A 17,012-nucleotide genomic window follows, 5' to 3' on the forward strand; every position below is an offset into this window, starting at 1 on the left:
CCAGGGGAGCCACGCTGAGCCCTCCACCGGCGGCGATCGGCGGCCTATGCTCGCGGCATGAGTACGCCGTTGGGGGATTTCATCCGCACCAAACGCGACAGCGTGCAACCGGAATCACTGGGCCTGCCCGACCGCGGCCGACGCAGGTCGCCGGGACTGCGGCGCCTGGATCTCGCCGCGCGAGCCGGCATCAGCGTCGAATACCTGACCCGTATCGAACAGGGCCGGGACCGCAATCCCTCGGTGTCGATCGTGAACGCGCTCGCCGACGCGCTCAGCCTCGACCCCGCGGAACGGGTGCACCTGCGCTACCTCGCGAAGATCAGCGGCGGCGAATGCTCCGCCCATCCCCGGCCCACGCCCACGCCGCCGGCCCGGGAGGTGCGCCCGACCATTCGCGAGACCCTTCGCCTCCTCGAACCGGGCATCGCCGCGGTGAGCAACCGCCTGGGCTACGTGCTCGCCTACACCGCCGGATACGCGTCGGTCATGGGCGCGAGCGGATTGCTCGACGCCGACGCCCCGAACCTGACCCGCTACGTGTTCACCGACCCCGCCGCCCGGACCTTCTTCGTCGACTGGGACGTCGTCGCGGACGAGCAGGCCTTCGACCTCTGGCTCGCCCCCTCGGCCGAGGGCTCCCAGTGGATCACCAACGAACTCGGGCCCCTCGCCGGACCCGAGTTCACCAGCCGCCTGAACCGACACGTGGTGCCCGCACGCGGCGTACTCCGCCTCGACCACCCCTCGGGCCACCGACTCGAACTCAACCGGGAGACGCTCGAACTCGCCTGCGACGACCAGCAGCTGGTCGTCTTCCTGCCGGCGGACGAGGCGACGGCGACGAGCCTCGAGCAACTGCGCCGGTCGGGCACCGGCCGACTCCGGGCGATCTCCTAGCGTGTGTCCGGCGAGGGACCGCGGATACCGGGATCCGCGGTCCCTCGCCGCGACTCAGTCGGCCAGCGGCAGATACACCCGGTTGCCCGAGGCGGCGAACTCCGCCGACTTGGCGCGCATGCCCGCCTCGGCCTCGGCGTCGACCGCCACGACCGCCGCGCCGTCGCCGTGTTCGGCGCGGATGTCGTGGGAGATCCGCATCGAGCAGAACTTCGGCCCGCACATCGAGCAGAAGTGGGCGGTCTTCGCCGGCTCGGCCGGCAGTGTCGCGTCGTGATAGGCCCGCGCCGTGTCCGGGTCCATCGCCAGGTCGAACTGGTCCTGCCAGCGGAACTCGAACCGGGCGTCGGAGAGCGCGTCGTCCCACGCCTGCGCGCCCGGGTGGCCCTTGGCCAGGTCGGCCGCGTGCGCGGCGATCCGGTACGCGATCACGCCCGCCTTGACGTCGTCGCGGTCCGGCAGGCCCAGGTGCTCCTTCGGCGTCACGTAGCAGAGCATCGCGGTGCCCCACATCCCGATCATCGCCGCGCCGATCGCCGAGGTGATGTGGTCGTAGCCGGGCGCCACGTCGGTGGTCAGCGGGCCCAGGGTGTAGAACGGCGCCTCGTCGCAGATGCGCTGCTGGAGGTCGACGTTCTCCTTGATCTTGTGCATCGGCACGTGGCCGGGGCCCTCGATCATCACCTGGACGTCCATCGACCGGGAGATCCGGCCCAGTTCGCCCAGCGTCTCCAACTCGGCGAACTGCGCCGCGTCGTTGGCGTCGGCGATCGAGCCCGGACGCAGGCCGTCGCCGAGCGAGTAGGTCACGTCGTACGCGCGCAGGATCTCGGTCAGCTCGGCGAAGTGCGTGTACAGGAAGTTCTCCCGGTGGTGCGCCAGACACCACGCGGCCATGATCGAGCCGCCGCGCGAGACGATCCCGGTCTTGCGCCGCGCGGTCAGCGGCACATAGCGCAGCAGCACACCGGCGTGCACCGTCATGTAGTCGACGCCCTGCTCGCACTGCTCGATCACGGTGTCCCGGTACAGCTCCCAGGTCAGTTCCTCGGGCTTGCCGTTCACCTTCTCCAGCGCCTGGTACAGCGGCACCGTGCCGATCGGGACCGGCGAATTGCGCACGATCCACTCGCGCGTGGTGTGGATGTCCTTGCCGGTGGACAGGTCCATCACGGTGTCCGCGCCCCAGCGGATCGCCCACACCAGCTTGTCGGTCTCCTCCTCGATCGAGGAGGTCACCGCCGAGTTGCCGATGTTCGCGTTCACCTTGACCAGGAAGTTCTTCCCGATCGCCATCGGCTCGATCTCGGGGTGATTGATGTTCGCGGGCAACACCGCCCGCCCGGCGGCGATCTCGTCCCGCACCACCTCGGGGGTCAGGCCCTCGCGGACGGCCACGAACTCCATCTCCGGGGTGATCAGCCCGCGCCGGGCGTAGCCGAGCTGGGTCACCGCCTCGGATCCGGCGGCCCGCCGGGGACGCACCCCCGCGCCCGGCACCGCGAGCCCGGCCGGGGTGAGGTCGGCGATCCGGCCGTCGTAGCGCTCGGTGTCGCCGCGCTCGTCGATCCACCCCTCGCGCAACGCGGGCAGACCGCGCCGCACGTCCACCTCGAAGGCGGGATCGGTGTACGGGCCGGACGTGTCGTACAGGCGAACCGTCTCGCCGTTGGTCAGGTGCACCGTACGCACCGGGACGCGCAGGTCCTCGCGCGATCCGGCGACGTAGCCGCGGTGGTGGGCGGGGGAAATCGGACCGCTGGTGACCGTCTGCGCGGCGGCGATGCCGGCGGCGGGCAGCGAAGTGTCGTGCGAGGTCATGGAAAGGCTCCCTACGCCGGCATTACCCGGTCAGGTTCTGCGGTCGGCGCGGCCTCAGCGCCCTCTCAGCCCGGTGCCCCGAGCTCCCGTGTATCTCCGTGTGGTGCGCCCCCACCCTGGCACACCGCCGACCGCACGACCAGCGCCGGGTTCACTCCAGCGGATCGCGCGGTCCCCGACCGGCCACCGCCGTACGCGCGAGCACGACCATGCCGATCACCACGAACAACCCCACGACACCCTTGACGAGGACCATCAGGAAGGCCGAGAACAGCCAGATCAGCAACCAGCACAGCAGCACCAGCGCCACCACCGGAACGCCGATGCGCGCCCACCGCGGCCATGTCTCCATCGTCCAACCCCCAAGTCACGCGAACCCACGCGAGACGTGCACACCAGGGGAGCACATTCCCCGGGAGGACACGCCCTACCCGGGAAGGCCGGTTCCGCTCCGCGCGACGGCGGCCCGACGTGCGCCGGGCCGCGCTCCGCCGTACCCCGTGCTCAGACCGGCCAGCGCTCGCCTCGCCACGCGGCGTCCCAGAACATCCACTCGTAGCGCGCGGTGGTCGCGAAGTGTTCCAGCATCCGGGCCCGTTCGCCCGCCGACAGGTCCTCGCCGATCCGGTCCACCAGATCCAGGACCGCGCGCACCGTCTCCTGGAACTCCTCGGCGCCGTAGGTGGCTATCCACCGCCCGTACAACTCGTCGGGCGAACCCTTGGCGAGCAGCGCGTCACCCACCCGGGCGTAGATCCAGTAGCAGGGCAGCACCGCGGCCACGCCCTCGGCGAACGAGCCGTTGTGCACGGTGGCCATCAGGTAGCTGACGTAGGCGCGGGTGCTGGGCAACACCGGCTCGGTCGCCGTCGCGTCGGCCACCGAGCTGCCGAAGTCGATCATGAAGCCCTCGTGCAGCGACCGCTCGGCCGCGATCGCCCCGGCCGCGTCCCGCGCGAACTGTACGGTCGTCGCCTCGTCCGGCGCCTTGGCCGCGCACACCGCGAGCGCCCTGGCGTAGTCGCGCAGGTAGTGCGAGTCCTGCACGACGTAGTGCCGGAACGCCTCGCGCGGCAGCGTGCCGTCGGTGAGTCCGTGGATGAAGGGGTGGTCGAGGATCGCCGCGTAGACGTCCTCGATCGACGCCCAGAGTTCGTCGCGCAGTGCCATCGGATGTACTTCCCGTCGTCGGATCCCGAGATGCGATTGTCGTACACCGCTCGGTCGGTGGGCGGAGGCGCCGCCTGCGGGAGGGGGACGGCCGGTCGCCCGCTCACGCCTCCGGCGGCGAGAAGAACACCAGCACGCGCAGCGGTTCGGTGATCCGGTGGAAGTGGTGCGGCACCTTCGCCGGCACGTACACCACACTGCCGCGGGCGACGGCGGTCGACTCGTCGCCCACGGTCAGCGTGGCCCGGCCGCTGATCACCACGTACGCCTCGTCCTGCCCGTGCGGCTTCTGGGTGTCGCTCTCGCCCGGCTCCAGGGCGTACAGGCCCATCGAGAAGTTCCGCTCGCGCAGAAAGCTCAGATACGCGCCCTGTTCGAAGGCGCGTTCCGCGTCCAGGTCGTCGAGGCGGAAGACCTTCATGTGACCAACTCCTTACCGACACGAGCAGACTTATCGTCCAGGCACGAGCGGGAGAGGCCCGCCGAGTGCCAGCATCAAGATATGAAAAGCCTGCTCATCAAACTTGTCGCCAACGCACTGGCCATCTGGTTCGCCGGCTGGTTCGTGTCCGGAATCGATCTCGCCGACGGTGCCTCGGCCGGCACCAGGGCCAAGACGATAATTTTCGTCGCGCTCATCTTCGGGATCGTCAACGCGATTATCAAACCGATCGTGAAGCTGCTCTCCCTGCCGCTGTTCGTACTCACCCTGGGCCTGATCACGTTCGTGATCAACGCGCTGATGTTGTGGCTGACCGAGGCGATATCCAACAAGCTCGATCTCGACTTCCACATCGACGGCTTCGGGGCGGCCCTGCTCGGCGCCCTGGTGATCGGCCTGGTCAGCTGGTTCCTGAGCATGATCCTGGACCGCGACTGACGGCCGTCCGCCACGATGGCTCGGCATGAGGTTTCACGTGAAACAGGCAGCGAGGGAGTCGTGATGACCGACGAATGGAGCGACGGGACCCGCGCGGTCCGGGTGGGCAGCCCCGGCCACGCCCCGGGCGACCCCTTCCTGCCCGGGCCGGTGTTCGCCGGCACCTACCACCTGCCCGGCGAACCGGCCGGGCCCTACCAGTACGGGCGCTACGCCAACCCCACCTGGGCCGCCCTGGAGACCGCGATCGGCACGTTGGAGGGCGCCGCCGACACGGTGACGTTCGCGTCCGGGATGGCCGCGGTCTCGGCCGTCCTGCTCGGCCTCACCGGGCCGGGCGACGTGGTCGTGCTGCCCTCCGACGGCTACCCCGCCACCCGCACGGTCGGCGCGCACCTGGCCGCGCGCGGGGTCGAGGTGCGCACCGTGCCGACCGCCGGGGACGAACTGGAACAGGCCCTGCCCGGCGCCCGGCTGGTGTGGCTGGAGACCCCGAGCAACCCGGGTCTGGACGTGTGCGACATCCGCCGCGTGGCGGAACTCGCACACGCCCGGGGCGCGCTGGTGGCGGTGGACAACACGCTGGCCACGCCGCTGGGCCAACTCCCGCTCGCGCTGGGTGCGGACATCTCGGCGGCGAGCGGCACCAAGGCGCTGACCGGGCACAGCGACGTGCTGCTCGGCTACGTCGCCTGCGCGAGCGCCGACCTGGCCGAGCGGGTCCGGTCCTGGCGCTCGCTCACCGGTGCGGTGCCCGGGCCGATGGAGGCCTGGTTGGCGCATCGTTCGTTGTCCACCCTCCAGTTGCGGGTGGATCGGCAGGGCGCCAACGCGCTGGCCGTGGCCGAGGCGCTGCTCGCTCGCCCCGAGGTCACCGATGTCCGCCACCCCGCGCTGAAGGGCGATCCGTCCTACGATGTGGCCACCCGTGTGATGCGGCGGTTCGGCTGCGTGGTGAGCTTCACGCTCGCCGACGCGGACACCGCTCGTCGCTTCCTGGGCGCCCTCGAACTGGTCGCCGACGCCACCAGTTTCGGCGGCGTGCACAGCATGGCCGAGCGACGTGCGCGCTGGGCCGGGAACGATGTCGCGGAGGGGTTCGTCAGATTCTCGGCGGGCTGCGAGGACACCGCGGATCTCGTCGCCGACGTGCTGCGCGCCCTGGACGCCGCCTCCCCGGGCTGACCTGCGACTTCGGGCAAGATCACGTGATGTCCCCGGCTCTCGGGAGTGGTCGGGGGACGCGAGACGGGGGACCCGTGGACCTGACGCTGTTGCGCACTTTCCTGGCCGTGCACCGCGCGGGCTCCTTCACCCGGGCCTCCGCGTCGCTCGGACTGTCGCAACCGGCGATAACCGCGCAGATCCGCACCCTGGAAAAGCAGGTGGGCAAACAGCTGTTCGAACGGCTGCCGCGCGGGGTGGCGCCCACCGGCCCCGCCGACGAACTGGCCCGCCGACTGGCCCCGCACCTGGACGCGATCGAGGAGATCGCCGCCCGCGAGCTGCGCGGCACCGACCCGATGCGGCGCACGGTGCACCTGGGCGGCCCCACCGAACTGACCGCGCTGCGCGTGTTGCCGTCGCTGGCCGACCTGGTCCGGCGCGGCCTGCGGTTACGGGTGACCCTGGGTCCCGGCGACACGCTGTTGGCCGGGCTCGCCGCGGCCCGGCACGACCTGGTCATCTCCGACGTGCGCCCGCGCGCCCGGGGGATCGTCGGCACACCGCTCACCGACGAGGAGTACGTGCTGGTCGGTGCGCCGAACTGGGCCTCGCGGCTGCCGCAGAGCCGGATCCGGGCGCAGGGCCCGGCCGCCCTGGACGGGGTGCCGCTGGTCGGCGAGGCCGAGGAGCAGCCGCTGATCCGGCGCTACTGGTCCACCGTGTTCGACGCCAAGCCCACCGCGCCCGCCGCGGTGACGGTCCCCGACCTGCGCGCCGTCCTGGAGTGTGTGCGCGCCGGGCACGGCATCGCGGTGCTGCCGCGCTACCTGTGCGCCGAGGCGCTGGACCGGCGCGCGGTGGTGGCCCTCCTGGAGCCCGAACTGCCGCCGTTGCACACGGTGTTCCTCGCGGTGCGCGAGGGCACGCTGAGCCAACCGCACATCGCGCACCTGCACGGCGAGCTGATCGCGCGCGCCGCGCGCTGGGCATGATCCCTTCGCGTGGGGTGAGACAGGCATAAACCGGCCGCTCCGTCGGAAAGCAAGTCTCAGACGGGGGGCAACGCCTGGCGAGAAAGCAGAGGCACGACGATGCGCTCAGTGGTGAAGCGGACGGCACGCGCGATCCTCCTCGACGAGGAGGACCGGATGGTGCTGATCAAACGCACGAAGCCGGGCAGTTCCCCGTACTGGATCACCCCCGGCGGCGGCGTCGAGCCCGAGGACACCACGGTCACCGAGGCGCTGCGGCGCGAGGTGTTCGAGGAGTTGGGCGGCAAGATCGGCCGACCGGTGCCCGCGTTCGTGGACACCGTGCCCGAGCCCGGCGGGGTCAAGGTCCAGCACTTCTTCGCCTGCCGGCTCGAATCGATGGACCCCGCGCTGCGGCACGGGCCCGAGGTGGACGAGCCGAACGGCGAGTACGACATCGTGCGCGTGCCGTTCACCCCGGCCGGACTGGCCTCGGTCGGGCTGGTGCCCGCCAACCTCGCGGCCTTCCTGCGGGCCAACGTCGAGGGCATCCACACTCTGCTCGCGGGCGATCTGGGCTGACGTGCGCCGGGACGCGGGAAGTCAGCCGCGTCCCGGTCGAACCATCCCCGACTCGTAGGCGATCACCACGAGTTGCGCCCGATCGCGCGCGCCGAGCTTGACCATCGCCCGGCTGACGTGGGTCTTGGCGGTCAGCGGTGAGACGAACAGGTGCTCGGCGATCTCGTCGTTGCTCATCCCGGCCGCGACCAGCGACAACACCTCGCGCTCGCGGTCGGTCAGCGCCTCCAGACGGTCCGGGGCGGCCACCTTGGGCTCGGGCTGGGACAGGAAGCGGGCCACCAGGGCGCGGGTGGCGCCCGGCGAGAGCAGCGCGTCTCCCGACGCGACGGTCTTGATCGCCTTGAGCAGGTCCTCGGGATCGGTGTCCTTGACCAGGAATCCGCTGGCCCCGGCCCGCAGCGCCTCGAACACGTACTCGTCGACCTCGAACGTGGTCAGCACCAGCACCCGCACCCCCGCGAGATCGTCGTCGCGCACGATCCGCCGGGTCGCCTCCAGGCCGTCCATGCCGGGCATCCGGATGTCCATCAGCACCACGTCCGGGGTGGTCTCCCGGGCCAGCGCCAGCGCCTCGGTGCCGTTCGCCGCCTCGCCGACCACCACCAGCTCCGGGTCGCTGCCGACCAGCACCTTGAAGCCCGAGCGCACCAGCAGTTGGTCGTCCGCGATCAGCACGCGCACCGTCATGAGGACTCTCCTTCGCGGCGCGCCGGCGGCGCGCCCTTGTGGTGCGGCAGCACCGCGTGTACCGAAAACCCGCCGTTGGGGCCGGGGCCCACCGCGAGCGAGCCGCCCACGGCGACCGCCCGTTCCCGCATGCCGAGCAGGCCGTGGCCGGTGCCGTCGGCGCCGCCCGCGCGCCCCGGCTCGGGGGTGCCGCGACCGTCGTCGAGCACGTCGACCTCGACCGCGTGCTCCCCGTAGACCACCCGCACGATCGCGGTGGCCCCGTCGCCGGCGTGCTTCATCGCGTTGGTCAGCGACTCCTGGACGATCCGGTACAGGGCCAGGCCCACCGGCGCGGACGGGGTCCGGTCCTGGCCGGACTCCTCGAGCAGCACCGGCAACCCCGCGTTGCGGTAGGACGCCACCAGCGACTCCACGTCGTCCACCCCGGGGGTCGGCTCGGTGGGCAGGTCGTTGTCGCCGTCCTGGCGCAGCACGCCCAGCGTGGTGCGCAGTTCGGCCAGCGCGTCGCGGCTGGCCACCTTGATGTGTACCAGCGCCTCCTTGGCCTGCGGCACGTCGCGATCGATGACGTGCGCGGCCACGCCGGCCTGGATGTTGATCATCGCGATGCTGTGCGCGACCACGTCGTGCAGCTCGCGGGCGATGCGCATACGTTCGGCGGTCACCCGGCGCCGGGCCTCGTCCTCGCGCTCCTGCTCGGCGCGGGCGAGACGGGCCTGTACCTCCGCCCAGTAGGCCCGCTTCGCGCGGACCGCCTCGCCGATCGCGACCGGCAGGTACATCCAGATCCCGGACAGGTACTTCTCCGGGGACAGGAATCCGTCGGGGGTCAGTCCTATCCGCATCGCGGTGTGCAGCAGGGCCACGCCCGAGGCGATCAGCACCGAGCGGCGCAGTTGGCCGCGGGCGGCCACGGTGTACAGCGCCACCATGGTCGGCATCAGGATCGGCCCGTCGAGGCCGTCGGCGGCCAGGTAGAAGATCTGGCCCGCCTCGGTGAGCGCCAGCACGGTCAGCGGCCAGCGCAGCCGGCCCAGCAGCACCAGGCAGGTGAGCGCGCCGATGGCCAGGTTGAACGCGTCCGGGCTGCCGGTGGTGTCCTGCCGCCTGGTCGAACCGATCGCGCCGCCGATCACACACAGCAGCACCAGCGCGACCAGCAGCACCTCGCCCAGCCACGGCCGACAGCTCAGGCGCCGGGAGAACGACTTGGGCAGCGGCAACAACCAGGGCTCCACCGACTCGACTGCCCGGGTGCCCGTGCCGGTGCCGGTTCCGGCCCCGGACGCGGGAAGACCCCGCACGGCAACTCGCGCGGGGCCTTCCACGGCCATCTGCTCTCCTCGGTCCTACCGGGTCACCGGTCCCCGGCGAACACCGGTTTCCTGTCCTCGTCGCCCCGGCCGACCCGCCCCGTCGCCCGGTCGCCGTGTCCCGGCCACCACGCGGCGTGCCCGATCAGGGCGGTCACCGAGGGCACCAGGAACATCGACATCACGAACGCCGAGATGCAGATCCCGACCGAGACCGCGAAGCCCATCTGGGTCATCATGTCGATGCCCGCCATCATGAGCGACGCGAACGTCCCTGCCAGGATGACACCCGCGGCGGCGATCGAGGGACCCGCGTGCTCGACGGCCAGCGCCGCGGCCTGCCTCGGCTCGTGTCCCTCCTTGGCCTCCTCGCGCAGGCGGGCGACCATCAGGATGTTGTAGTCGGTGCCGATGGCGACCACGAACATGTAGATCATCACCGGCAGCATGAACATCACGCCGGAGTTGCCGGCCAGCGTCTGGAAGACGAAGACCGTCGCGCCGATCGTCGAGATGAAGCCCAGGACCACCGCCAACATCAGGTACCACGGGGCCACCACGCTGCGCAGCAGCAGGCCGAGCACCAGCGCGATCAGCAGACCGGCGACCGGGAAGATCACCGACAGGTCGCGGTTGGTGGCCTCGCGGATGTCGGTGAACGCCGCGGTCTGGCCGCCCACCATCGCCTTGGTGCCCTCCGGCCGGTGGGCGTGCGCGAAGTCGCGCAGCGGGTCGATGCTGTCCAGCGCCTTGTTCGCGAACGGGCTCTCCTTGAGCACGATGGCGATCTCGGCGGACATTCCGTCGCCACTGACCTTGACGTGCGAACCGTTCGCGTCCTCGCCGGCCTCGTTCAGGTCGCCGACGCCCTCGACGCCCTTGAACGACAGGGCGAAGCGCTCCGCCGCGCCCTTGTCGATCGGCTTGCCGTCGGTGCTCTCGAGGTAGATCTGCGTCGGGTTGAGCGTGCCCGCCGCGAAGTCGAGCTGCATGTCCTTCATCGACTTGGCCGACTCGGTGTCCCCGGGCAGCTGACCGAGCTGGTCGTAGTCGGCCTTGAAGTTCAGCGCGCCGGCGGCGAAGGCCACCATGACCACGCCGGCGACCAGGGCCACCGCGACCGGCTTGCGCCCGACCAGGCCGCCGATCCGGTGGAAGGCGGTGCCCTTGGGCTGGTGCTGCCAGGACTTGGACGGCCAGAACACCTTCGGGCCGATCAGCGACACCACGGCGGGCACCAGGGTCAACGCGGCGATCGCCATCACGATCACCGCGATGGCCAGACCCGGGCCCATCGACTTGAACGAGCCGAACGTGGCGAGCAACATCGCGCCGAAGGCGATCACCACGGCGCCGGCGGCCGAGGCGATGGCCTCGCCCACCCGCTCGACGGAGACGATCATCGCCTCCTTCTTGTCGTCGCCCGCGCGCAGTCGTTCCCGGTAGCGGAAGAGCAGGAAGAGGATGTAGTCGGTGCCGATGCCGAACAACACCACGATCAGGATCGTGTTCAGCGACTGGTCCACCTGCAGGCCCGTGGCCTTGCCGACGATGGCGATCACGGGCGAGGCGACCATCGACACCAGCGCGACCATGATCACCGGCAGCAGGGCCGCGATCGGACTGCGGTAGATCGCCAGGAGCAGCACGATGATCAGCACGATCGTGACGACGCCGACGATCGTCTCGGCCTTCTTGAAGGCGTCCTCGTTGTCGACGTTGATCGCCACGCTGCCGGTGAAGCCGAGCTTGAGGTCGGTCTTGTCGACCATCGGCTTCGCCTTGTCGCGGAGCTTCTTCAGCGCCTCGTTGACGAACTTGTCCTGCTGTTCGCCCTTGATGTAGGCGGTGCCCAGGGCGATCCGGTCCTTGGCGGCGCCCGCCTCGACCTTGCTGACATGCTCGACGCCGGCCGCGCCCAGCCTGCCGGTGATCTCCTTGACCGTGCTCTTGTCGGCCTCGGTCAGGTTCTTGCCGTCGGCACGCTTGAAGACCAGCAACGCGGTCTGTTCGGTGGACTGCGGAAAGGCCTTCTCGGCGAGGTCTTGGGCCTGTACGGACTCGTACTTGCCGGGCAGGAAGCTCGACTGGTCCTGGTTGGTCAGGTCGCTCAGCTTCGGCGCGAACATGACGAGGGCGATCGCGGCTATCAGCCAGGCCGCGATCACCTTCCAGGGGTTGTGGACGACGAGCCTGCCGAGTCGTCCGAACATTGATCTCTCCTCGGTCGCGTGGGCGATCCCGCGGTGTGACCGGCCCCCGAAGACGCCTTGTGAACCGATTCACAAGGCGCGCCGATCGCCGCACGAACCGAGAGAACGCTGGTGGTGTCAGCTTCGACGGTAGGCAGGCGGCGCCGGCCACTTCAAACGAAATCGGGCCCCGGAGCACAAGTTCCGCCCCCGGGACTACAGCCGTGCACCGCCCTCGCAGACGCCTCCACGACCTCCTACTCCAACGGGAGTAGACACATCTCGTGCCCGGGGATGAACGTCTTCGCACTCGGGTTCGCACGAAGACCCGGCACGAAGACCAAGCACGAACCCACCGCACACCAAGCGCGGCCGGACACGATCACATCCATGCGGCGGGCCCCGAACAGACCCCGTGCCCCGGGATCCGCCGTAGGGGAAGCGAGCGGTCCGCGGCCTTCCGGGGGAGGGAGCCCGTGGACCGCCGCCGCCTCCCCGGTACACCCGCCGCCCGTCGGTGGCCCGGCCACGCACGCCGCCGCACGCCGGGGCGGAGGGCGTCCCGGCGGGCGGCGGCTGTCGGAGGGGCGGGGTACGACCGGCATCCGGTCGCGTCCCGGATGTGGACGAAGCCGTACCAGAGCGAGCCGCCGGCGTTGTCGATCGGCTCCCGGATGAACGGCACCACCAGGCCCTCGACACCGAACACGAGCGGGCGCGACCTGCGGCACCATCGCCGACCCGCCCCGGCCGGCCTCGGGCCCTGCCAGAAATCCGCCGGATCGGAATACCCGGAACTAGCATCCACAGTCATGGAACTGAGGCAGCTCGAATACTTCGTCGCGGTCGCCGAGGAGCGCAACTTCACCCGGGCGGCCGAGCGGGTGCACATCAGCCAGTCGGGGGTCAGCGCGCAGATCCGACAGCTGGAACGCGAACTGGGCGCCGAGCTGTTCGAGCGCTCGGCGCGCGGCGTCACGCTCAGCGTGGCGGGCAAGGCCGCGCTCGAATACGCCCGCGCCGCACTGGCCGCCGCCGGATCGGTGGGTCAGGCGGTCGGCGAGGTGACCGACCTGATCCGGGGCCGGGTCACCATCGGCATGGTCATCGGCTGCACCATCACCCCGCTGTTCGACGCCCTGGCCGCCTTCCACCGGGCACATCCCGGGGTCGAGATCGCGCTCCAGGAGGACAACTCCGACTCCCTCACCCACGACGTCCGCACCGGCGTCACCGACCTGGCCCTGATCGGAGTCGCCGCCGCCACGCCCGAGGACCTGGAGGCGATGACGATCATCAACGAACGCCTCGTCGCGATCTTCCCGCCCGACCACCCGCTGGCGGCCCGCTCCCGGATCACCCTGTCCGACCTGACCGCCCACCCGATCACCTGCATGCCCCCGGGCACCGGCCTGCGCACCGTCCTCGACCGAGCCTGCGCGGCCCACGACCTGCACCCCGAAATCGCGCTGGAGGCGAGCGCCGCGGACGCGATCGCCGACCTCGCCGCCCGCGGCCTGGCGGTCGGCGTCCTCAGCCAATCCATGGCCGCCCGCTACGCCGACCGCCTGCTCGCCCGCACCATCACCGACGTACAAACCCCGGCCCTGCTGGCCCTGGTCTGGAAACACACCCACAACCCGGCCGTCCGCGAACTCCTCATCCACACCCGCAGGGCCTTCACCCCACCCCCGTGACCGACCCGGGTCTCAGCTCTGGGCCATGTCCACGAAGCGCGAGTAGTGCCCCTGGAACGCCACGGTGATCGTCGCCGTCGGGCCGTTGCGGTGCTTGGCCACGATCAGGTCCGCCTCCCCGGCCCGAGGCGACTCCTTCTCGTACGCGTCCTCACGATGCAACAGGATGACCATGTCGGCGTCCTGCTCGATCGAACCACTTTCACGAAGGTCGGAGACCATCGGCTTCTTGTCGGTGCGCTGCTCGGGGCCACGGTTGAGCTGGGACATCGCGACCACCGGGACCTCCAGCTCCTTGGCCAGGAGCTTGAGGTTTCGCGACATCTCGGAGACCTCCTGCTGGCGGTTCTCGGCCCGGCGCGAGCCGCCCGACTGCATCAGCTGGAGGTAGTCGATGATCACCAGGCGCAGGTCGTGCTTCTGCTTGAGCCGGCGGCACTTGGCCCGGATCTCCATCATCGACAGGTTCGGCGAGTCGTCGATGTACATCGGCGCCGCGGTGACCTCGCCCATCTTGCGCGACAGCCGGGTCCAGTCGTCGTCGGTCATGCTCCCCGACCGCATGTGATGCAGCGCGACCCGCGCCTCCGCCGACAACAGACGCATCATGATCTCGTTGCGCCCCATCTCCAACGAGAAGATCACACTGGAAAGCCCATTCCTGATCGAACACGCGCGCGCGATGTCCAATCCCAGTGTCGACTTGCCCATGGCGGGGCGGGCGGCGATGACGATCATCTGGCCGGCGTGGAGGCCGTTGGTGAGGGAGTCCAGGTCGGTGAAGCCGGTGGGGATGCCGGACATCTGGCCGCCGCGGGAGCCGATCGCCTCGATCTCGTCGAGGGCGCCCTCCATGATGTCGGCCAGCGGGGCGTAGTCCTCGGTGGTGCGCTGCTCGGTGACCTTGTAGACCTCGGCCTGGGCGTTGTTGACGATGTCGTCGACCTCGCCGTCGGCCGCGTATCCCATCTGCACGATCCGGGTGCCCGCCTCGACCAGGCGGCGCAGCACCGCCTGTTCGCGCACGATCCGCGCGTAGTACTCGGCGTTGGCCGCGGTCGGCACGGACGAGATCAGGGTGTGCAGGTACGGGGCGCCGCCCACCCGGCCGATCTCGGTGCGCTTGGTCAACTCGGCGGCGACGGTGACCGCGTCGGCCGGTTCGCCCCGGGCGTACAGGTCCAGGATCGCGTTGTAGACGAGTTCGTGGGCGGGCCGGTAGAAGTCGACCGGCTTGAGGTTCTCCACGACGTCGGCGATCGCGTCCTTGGACAACATCATGCCGCCGAGGACCGACTGTTCGGCCGCGATGTCCTGCGGCGGGGTCCGCTCGAATCCTTCGCGTGCCGGTTCGGGCCGGGCCTCTTCGAACTCGGAGACGCTCATGCCCGGGGTCTCCTTTCGACAAGGCTCGCGCGAGATCGCACCGCAATCACCGTGTCCTTCATACGCCACACGGCCGACAGAATCGCCGCACGACGCGGCATGCGGCCCTTCACCGTACGGGTGGACCCCCGACCGGCCAAGGCGGTCATACACAGGGCCTGTGGATAACTGTGGACAACCTGTGGAGAGGGACGGGTCCAGCTGTGTACAAGCTGTGCGCAGTCGGCCGTCAACGCTTCGCAATCATGTCCACAAACCGGCTCTGACCTGCGGCTTCTCTATCCACCGGCTGTGTATGTGAAAAACTGTTGGGCGAATCATGCGGCTATCGCCCCACGTGTGCACCCGCGTACGCCCCGCGCTCGCCGGTAATGAGCAGAACGGCATTGTGACCCTTACCTGTGGATGACTACCGTGGACGGGTGCCGTCCACCCCCTCCTCGCCGACGAACCCTCCGGCGACCGATCCACAATCACTCGATCCACAGCCGCTCGACCCGCGACCCGACACCGCGCCCGCCCCCACCCCCCGGCCCCGGGCACACGACCGCGACATCCTGCGCCTGGCCGTGCCCGCGTTCTTCGCCCTCGTCGCCGAGCCGCTGTTCGTGCTCGTCGACTCGGCGATCGTCGGCCGCCTCGGCACCCCGCAGCTGGCCGGACTCGGCGTCGCGGGCGCGATGCTGACCACCTTGGTCAACCTGTGCGTGTTCCTCGCCTACGCGACCACCGCCGCCGTCGCCCGGCTGCTCGGCGCCGGCGACCCGCGCGCCGCGATCCGCCAGGGCATGGACGGCGTCTGGCTCGCCGCGCTGCTCGGCCTGGCGCTGACGGTGGTCGGCCTGGTCACCGCCCCGTGGATCGTCGCCGCCTTCGGCGCCTCCGACAGCGCGACCCCGCACGCGGTGACCTACCTGCGCATCGGCTCGCTCGGCGTGCCGGCGATGCTGATCGTGCTGGCCGCCACCGGCGTGCTGCGCGGCCTCCAGGACACCCGCACCCCGCTCCTGGTGGCGGTCCTCGGCTTCACCGCCAACCTGCTGCTCAACCTCGGCTTCGTGTACGGCCTGCACTGGGGGATCGCCGGATCCGCGTGGGGCACGGTGATCGCCCAGACCGGCATGGCCGCGGTCTATCTCGTCACCGTCGTGCGCGGCGCCCGTCGGCACGGCGCCTCGCTGCGCCCCGACCTGGCCGGCATCCGCGCGTCGGCCGGCGCCGGCGCACCGCTGTTCGTGCGCACCGTCAGCCTGCGCGCGATCCTGATCGGCGCCACCGTGGCGGCGACCCGGATGGGCGACACCTCGATCGCCACCCACCAGGTCGCCTGGCAGGTGTGGACCTTCCTCGCCTTCGCCCTCGACGCCCTCGCGATCGCCGCCCAGGCGATCGTCGGCCGCGCCCTGGGCGCGGGCGATGCGACCGGCGCCCGCGCCGCCACGCGCCGGATGCTGGTGTGGGGAGTGTGGACGGGGGCGCTGTTCGCGATCGTGGTGGTCGCGGCGCGTCCGCTGTACATCCCGCTGTTCACGGACGACCCGGCGGTGCGCCACCTGCTGGCCGGCGCGCTGCTCGCGGTCGCCGCGCTCCAGCCGATGGCCGCGGCGGTGTTCGTCCTGGACGGGGTGCTCATCGGCGCGGGCGACGGGCGCTACCTCGCGCTCACCATGCCCCTCGTGCTGGCCGCGTTCTGCGCGGCCCTGGGCACGGTGCTGGCCCTCGGCGGCGGCCTGATCGCGATGTGGTGGTGGGCGATCGGGACCTTCATGCTCGCCCGGGTGATCCTGCTCGGCCATCGGGTCCGCGCCGACGCGTGGCTGGTGACCGGCCGCCGCTGAGCGCGCCCGCGCCGATCCCCCAAGGCGAACCCGCCGTCCCGCCGGCGCGACCGACGGGACGGCCTCGCCTCACGCGCCGACGACCTCGTAGCCCGCCTCGACGACCGCCGCGCGCACCGCGTCGGGGTCCACCGGCCGCGCCGACGTCACGGTGACCAGACCCGAGGCCAGTTCGACCACGACATCGGTCACGCCCGCCACCTCGGAGACCTCCTCGGTGACGGAGGACACGCAGTGACCGCAGGTCATCCCACTGACGGTGAAGGTGGCGGTGCTCATGACGGTGATCCTTTCCTCGACGCGGAGGCCATCGTCGGCTCCACGATCACGAAGTTATACCCCTAGGGGGTATCAAGGCAAGCCGACCCGACCGCCCTTTCGAGCGATTCCATCACCCGCCCG

The 17,012-nt window shown here is 70.7% G+C and carries 16 protein-coding genes and 1 riboswitch; of the genes, 7 read left to right on the plus strand and 9 right to left on the minus strand.

What is annotated here, in order from left to right; all coding sequences use genetic code 11:
• The first annotated feature begins 57 nt into the window (after nt 1-57).
• A complete protein-coding gene (locus ACFRCG_RS11250; RefSeq protein WP_380030570.1) occupies nt 58-900 on the plus strand; it encodes a helix-turn-helix domain-containing protein in 843 nt (280 codons plus the stop codon).
• Nucleotides 901-954: 54 nt separating this feature from the next.
• Here ACFRCG_RS11250 and thiC read toward each other — a convergent pair whose 3' ends face one another.
• The 4 genes from thiC to ACFRCG_RS11270 all read right to left on the minus strand — a co-directional run bounded on the left by thiC (nt 955) and on the right by ACFRCG_RS11270 (nt 4,312).
• Complete coding sequence (gene thiC / locus ACFRCG_RS11255) at nt 955-2,721, minus strand: phosphomethylpyrimidine synthase ThiC (RefSeq protein WP_380030571.1); 1,767 nt, start codon at nt 2,719-2,721, stop codon at nt 955-957.
• Nucleotides 2,713-2,821: riboswitch (TPP riboswitch) on the minus strand. (Overlaps the previous gene by 9 nt.)
• Nucleotides 2,822-2,872: 51 nt before the next feature.
• Nucleotides 2,873-3,073, minus strand: a complete 201-nt coding sequence (locus tag ACFRCG_RS11260; protein ID WP_380003348.1) for a hypothetical protein — start codon at nt 3,071-3,073, stop codon at nt 2,873-2,875.
• 152 nt (nt 3,074-3,225) lie between these two features.
• Entirely contained in the window at nt 3,226-3,891 is a 666-nt protein-coding gene (tenA, locus tag ACFRCG_RS11265) for a thiaminase II (RefSeq protein ID WP_380030572.1), read from the minus strand.
• Between the two features lie 103 nt (nt 3,892-3,994).
• Entirely contained in the window at nt 3,995-4,312 is a 318-nt protein-coding gene (locus tag ACFRCG_RS11270; protein ID WP_380030574.1) for a cupin domain-containing protein, read from the minus strand.
• Nucleotides 4,313-4,393: 81 nt separating this feature from the next.
• On the opposite strand from ACFRCG_RS11270, the gene ACFRCG_RS11275 reads away from it, so the two are divergent.
• The 4 genes from ACFRCG_RS11275 (at nt 4,394) to ACFRCG_RS11290 (ending at nt 7,491) form a co-directional block, all read left to right on the plus strand.
• A complete protein-coding gene (locus tag ACFRCG_RS11275) occupies nt 4,394-4,771 on the plus strand; it encodes a phage holin family protein (RefSeq protein ID WP_126640292.1) in 378 nt (125 codons plus the stop codon).
• 63 nt (nt 4,772-4,834) lie between these two features.
• Nucleotides 4,835-5,956, plus strand: a complete 1,122-nt coding sequence (locus ACFRCG_RS11280) for a cystathionine gamma-lyase (protein WP_380030575.1) — start codon at nt 4,835-4,837, stop codon at nt 5,954-5,956.
• A gap of 74 nt (nt 5,957-6,030) precedes the next feature.
• Nucleotides 6,031-6,930 (plus strand): LysR family transcriptional regulator, encoded by a 900-nt coding sequence (locus ACFRCG_RS11285; protein WP_380003346.1) that lies wholly within the window; start codon nt 6,031-6,033, stop codon nt 6,928-6,930.
• Between the two features lie 99 nt (nt 6,931-7,029).
• Nucleotides 7,030-7,491, plus strand: coding sequence for an NUDIX domain-containing protein (locus ACFRCG_RS11290; protein ID WP_380030576.1), 462 nt, complete (start codon nt 7,030-7,032; stop codon nt 7,489-7,491).
• Nucleotides 7,492-7,512: 21 nt separating this feature from the next.
• Here ACFRCG_RS11290 and ACFRCG_RS11295 read toward each other — a convergent pair whose 3' ends face one another.
• Genes ACFRCG_RS11295 through ACFRCG_RS11305 form a run of 3 tightly spaced genes read right to left on the minus strand, consistent with a single transcriptional unit; the run spans nt 7,513 to nt 11,710 of the window.
• Nucleotides 7,513-8,181: a response regulator transcription factor gene (locus ACFRCG_RS11295; protein ID WP_078976274.1), complete on the minus strand. Its 669-nt coding sequence runs from the start codon at nt 8,179-8,181 to the stop codon at nt 7,513-7,515.
• Nucleotides 8,178-9,518, minus strand: a complete 1,341-nt coding sequence (locus tag ACFRCG_RS11300) for a sensor histidine kinase (RefSeq protein ID WP_380030578.1) — start codon at nt 9,516-9,518, stop codon at nt 8,178-8,180. Before ACFRCG_RS11300 ends, ACFRCG_RS11295 begins: the two co-directional genes overlap by 4 nt.
• A gap of 23 nt (nt 9,519-9,541) precedes the next feature.
• Nucleotides 9,542-11,710: an MMPL family transporter gene (locus tag ACFRCG_RS11305; protein ID WP_380030579.1), complete on the minus strand. Its 2,169-nt coding sequence runs from the start codon at nt 11,708-11,710 to the stop codon at nt 9,542-9,544.
• Between the two features lie 791 nt (nt 11,711-12,501).
• Between ACFRCG_RS11305 and ACFRCG_RS11310 the strand changes: the two genes are divergently transcribed.
• Entirely contained in the window at nt 12,502-13,386 is an 885-nt protein-coding gene (locus ACFRCG_RS11310) for a LysR family transcriptional regulator (protein ID WP_380030580.1), read from the plus strand.
• A gap of 12 nt (nt 13,387-13,398) precedes the next feature.
• Here the strand turns inward: ACFRCG_RS11310 and dnaB are convergent, their stop codons facing one another.
• On the minus strand, nt 13,399-14,772 hold the full coding sequence (gene dnaB, locus ACFRCG_RS11315; protein ID WP_126640284.1) for a replicative DNA helicase: 1,374 nt from the start codon (nt 14,770-14,772) through the stop codon (nt 13,399-13,401).
• Between the two features lie 554 nt (nt 14,773-15,326).
• Between dnaB and ACFRCG_RS11320 the strand changes: the two genes are divergently transcribed.
• Nucleotides 15,327-16,610, plus strand: coding sequence for an MATE family efflux transporter (locus tag ACFRCG_RS11320; protein ID WP_380030628.1), 1,284 nt, complete (start codon nt 15,327-15,329; stop codon nt 16,608-16,610).
• Between the two features lie 69 nt (nt 16,611-16,679).
• Here the strand turns inward: ACFRCG_RS11320 and ACFRCG_RS11325 are convergent, their stop codons facing one another.
• Nucleotides 16,680-16,889 (minus strand): heavy-metal-associated domain-containing protein, encoded by a 210-nt coding sequence (locus ACFRCG_RS11325; protein ID WP_380030581.1) that lies wholly within the window; start codon nt 16,887-16,889, stop codon nt 16,680-16,682.
• Nucleotides 16,890-17,012 lie beyond the last annotated feature (123 nt).

The sequence above is a fragment of the Embleya sp. NPDC056575 genome, from assembly GCF_042793325.1.
Taxonomy (GTDB): domain Bacteria; phylum Actinomycetota; class Actinomycetes; order Streptomycetales; family Streptomycetaceae; genus Embleya.

What these genes read in the sequence shown, in the direction of transcription:
- ACFRCG_RS11250 (WP_380030570.1), top strand. Translation starts at nt 58, where the DNA reads ATGAGTACGCCGTTGGGGGATTTCATCCGCACCAAACGCGACAGCGTG.
- thiC (WP_380030571.1), bottom strand. Translation starts at nt 2,721, where the DNA reads ATGACCTCGCACGACACTTCGCTGCCCGCCGCCGGCATCGCCGCCGCG.
- ACFRCG_RS11260 (WP_380003348.1), bottom strand. Translation starts at nt 3,073, where the DNA reads ATGGAGACATGGCCGCGGTGGGCGCGCATCGGCGTTCCGGTGGTGGCG.
- tenA (WP_380030572.1), bottom strand. Translation starts at nt 3,891, where the DNA reads ATGGCACTGCGCGACGAACTCTGGGCGTCGATCGAGGACGTCTACGCG.
- ACFRCG_RS11270 (WP_380030574.1), bottom strand. Translation starts at nt 4,312, where the DNA reads ATGAAGGTCTTCCGCCTCGACGACCTGGACGCGGAACGCGCCTTCGAA.
- ACFRCG_RS11275 (WP_126640292.1), top strand. Translation starts at nt 4,394, where the DNA reads ATGAAAAGCCTGCTCATCAAACTTGTCGCCAACGCACTGGCCATCTGG.
- ACFRCG_RS11280 (WP_380030575.1), top strand. Translation starts at nt 4,835, where the DNA reads ATGACCGACGAATGGAGCGACGGGACCCGCGCGGTCCGGGTGGGCAGC.
- ACFRCG_RS11290 (WP_380030576.1), top strand. Translation starts at nt 7,030, where the DNA reads ATGCGCTCAGTGGTGAAGCGGACGGCACGCGCGATCCTCCTCGACGAG.
- ACFRCG_RS11295 (WP_078976274.1), bottom strand. Translation starts at nt 8,181, where the DNA reads ATGACGGTGCGCGTGCTGATCGCGGACGACCAACTGCTGGTGCGCTCG.
- ACFRCG_RS11300 (WP_380030578.1), bottom strand. Translation starts at nt 9,518, where the DNA reads ATGGCCGTGGAAGGCCCCGCGCGAGTTGCCGTGCGGGGTCTTCCCGCG.
- ACFRCG_RS11305 (WP_380030579.1), bottom strand. Translation starts at nt 11,710, where the DNA reads ATGTTCGGACGACTCGGCAGGCTCGTCGTCCACAACCCCTGGAAGGTG.
- ACFRCG_RS11310 (WP_380030580.1), top strand. Translation starts at nt 12,502, where the DNA reads ATGGAACTGAGGCAGCTCGAATACTTCGTCGCGGTCGCCGAGGAGCGC.
- dnaB (WP_126640284.1), bottom strand. Translation starts at nt 14,772, where the DNA reads ATGAGCGTCTCCGAGTTCGAAGAGGCCCGGCCCGAACCGGCACGCGAA.
- ACFRCG_RS11325 (WP_380030581.1), bottom strand. Translation starts at nt 16,889, where the DNA reads ATGAGCACCGCCACCTTCACCGTCAGTGGGATGACCTGCGGTCACTGC.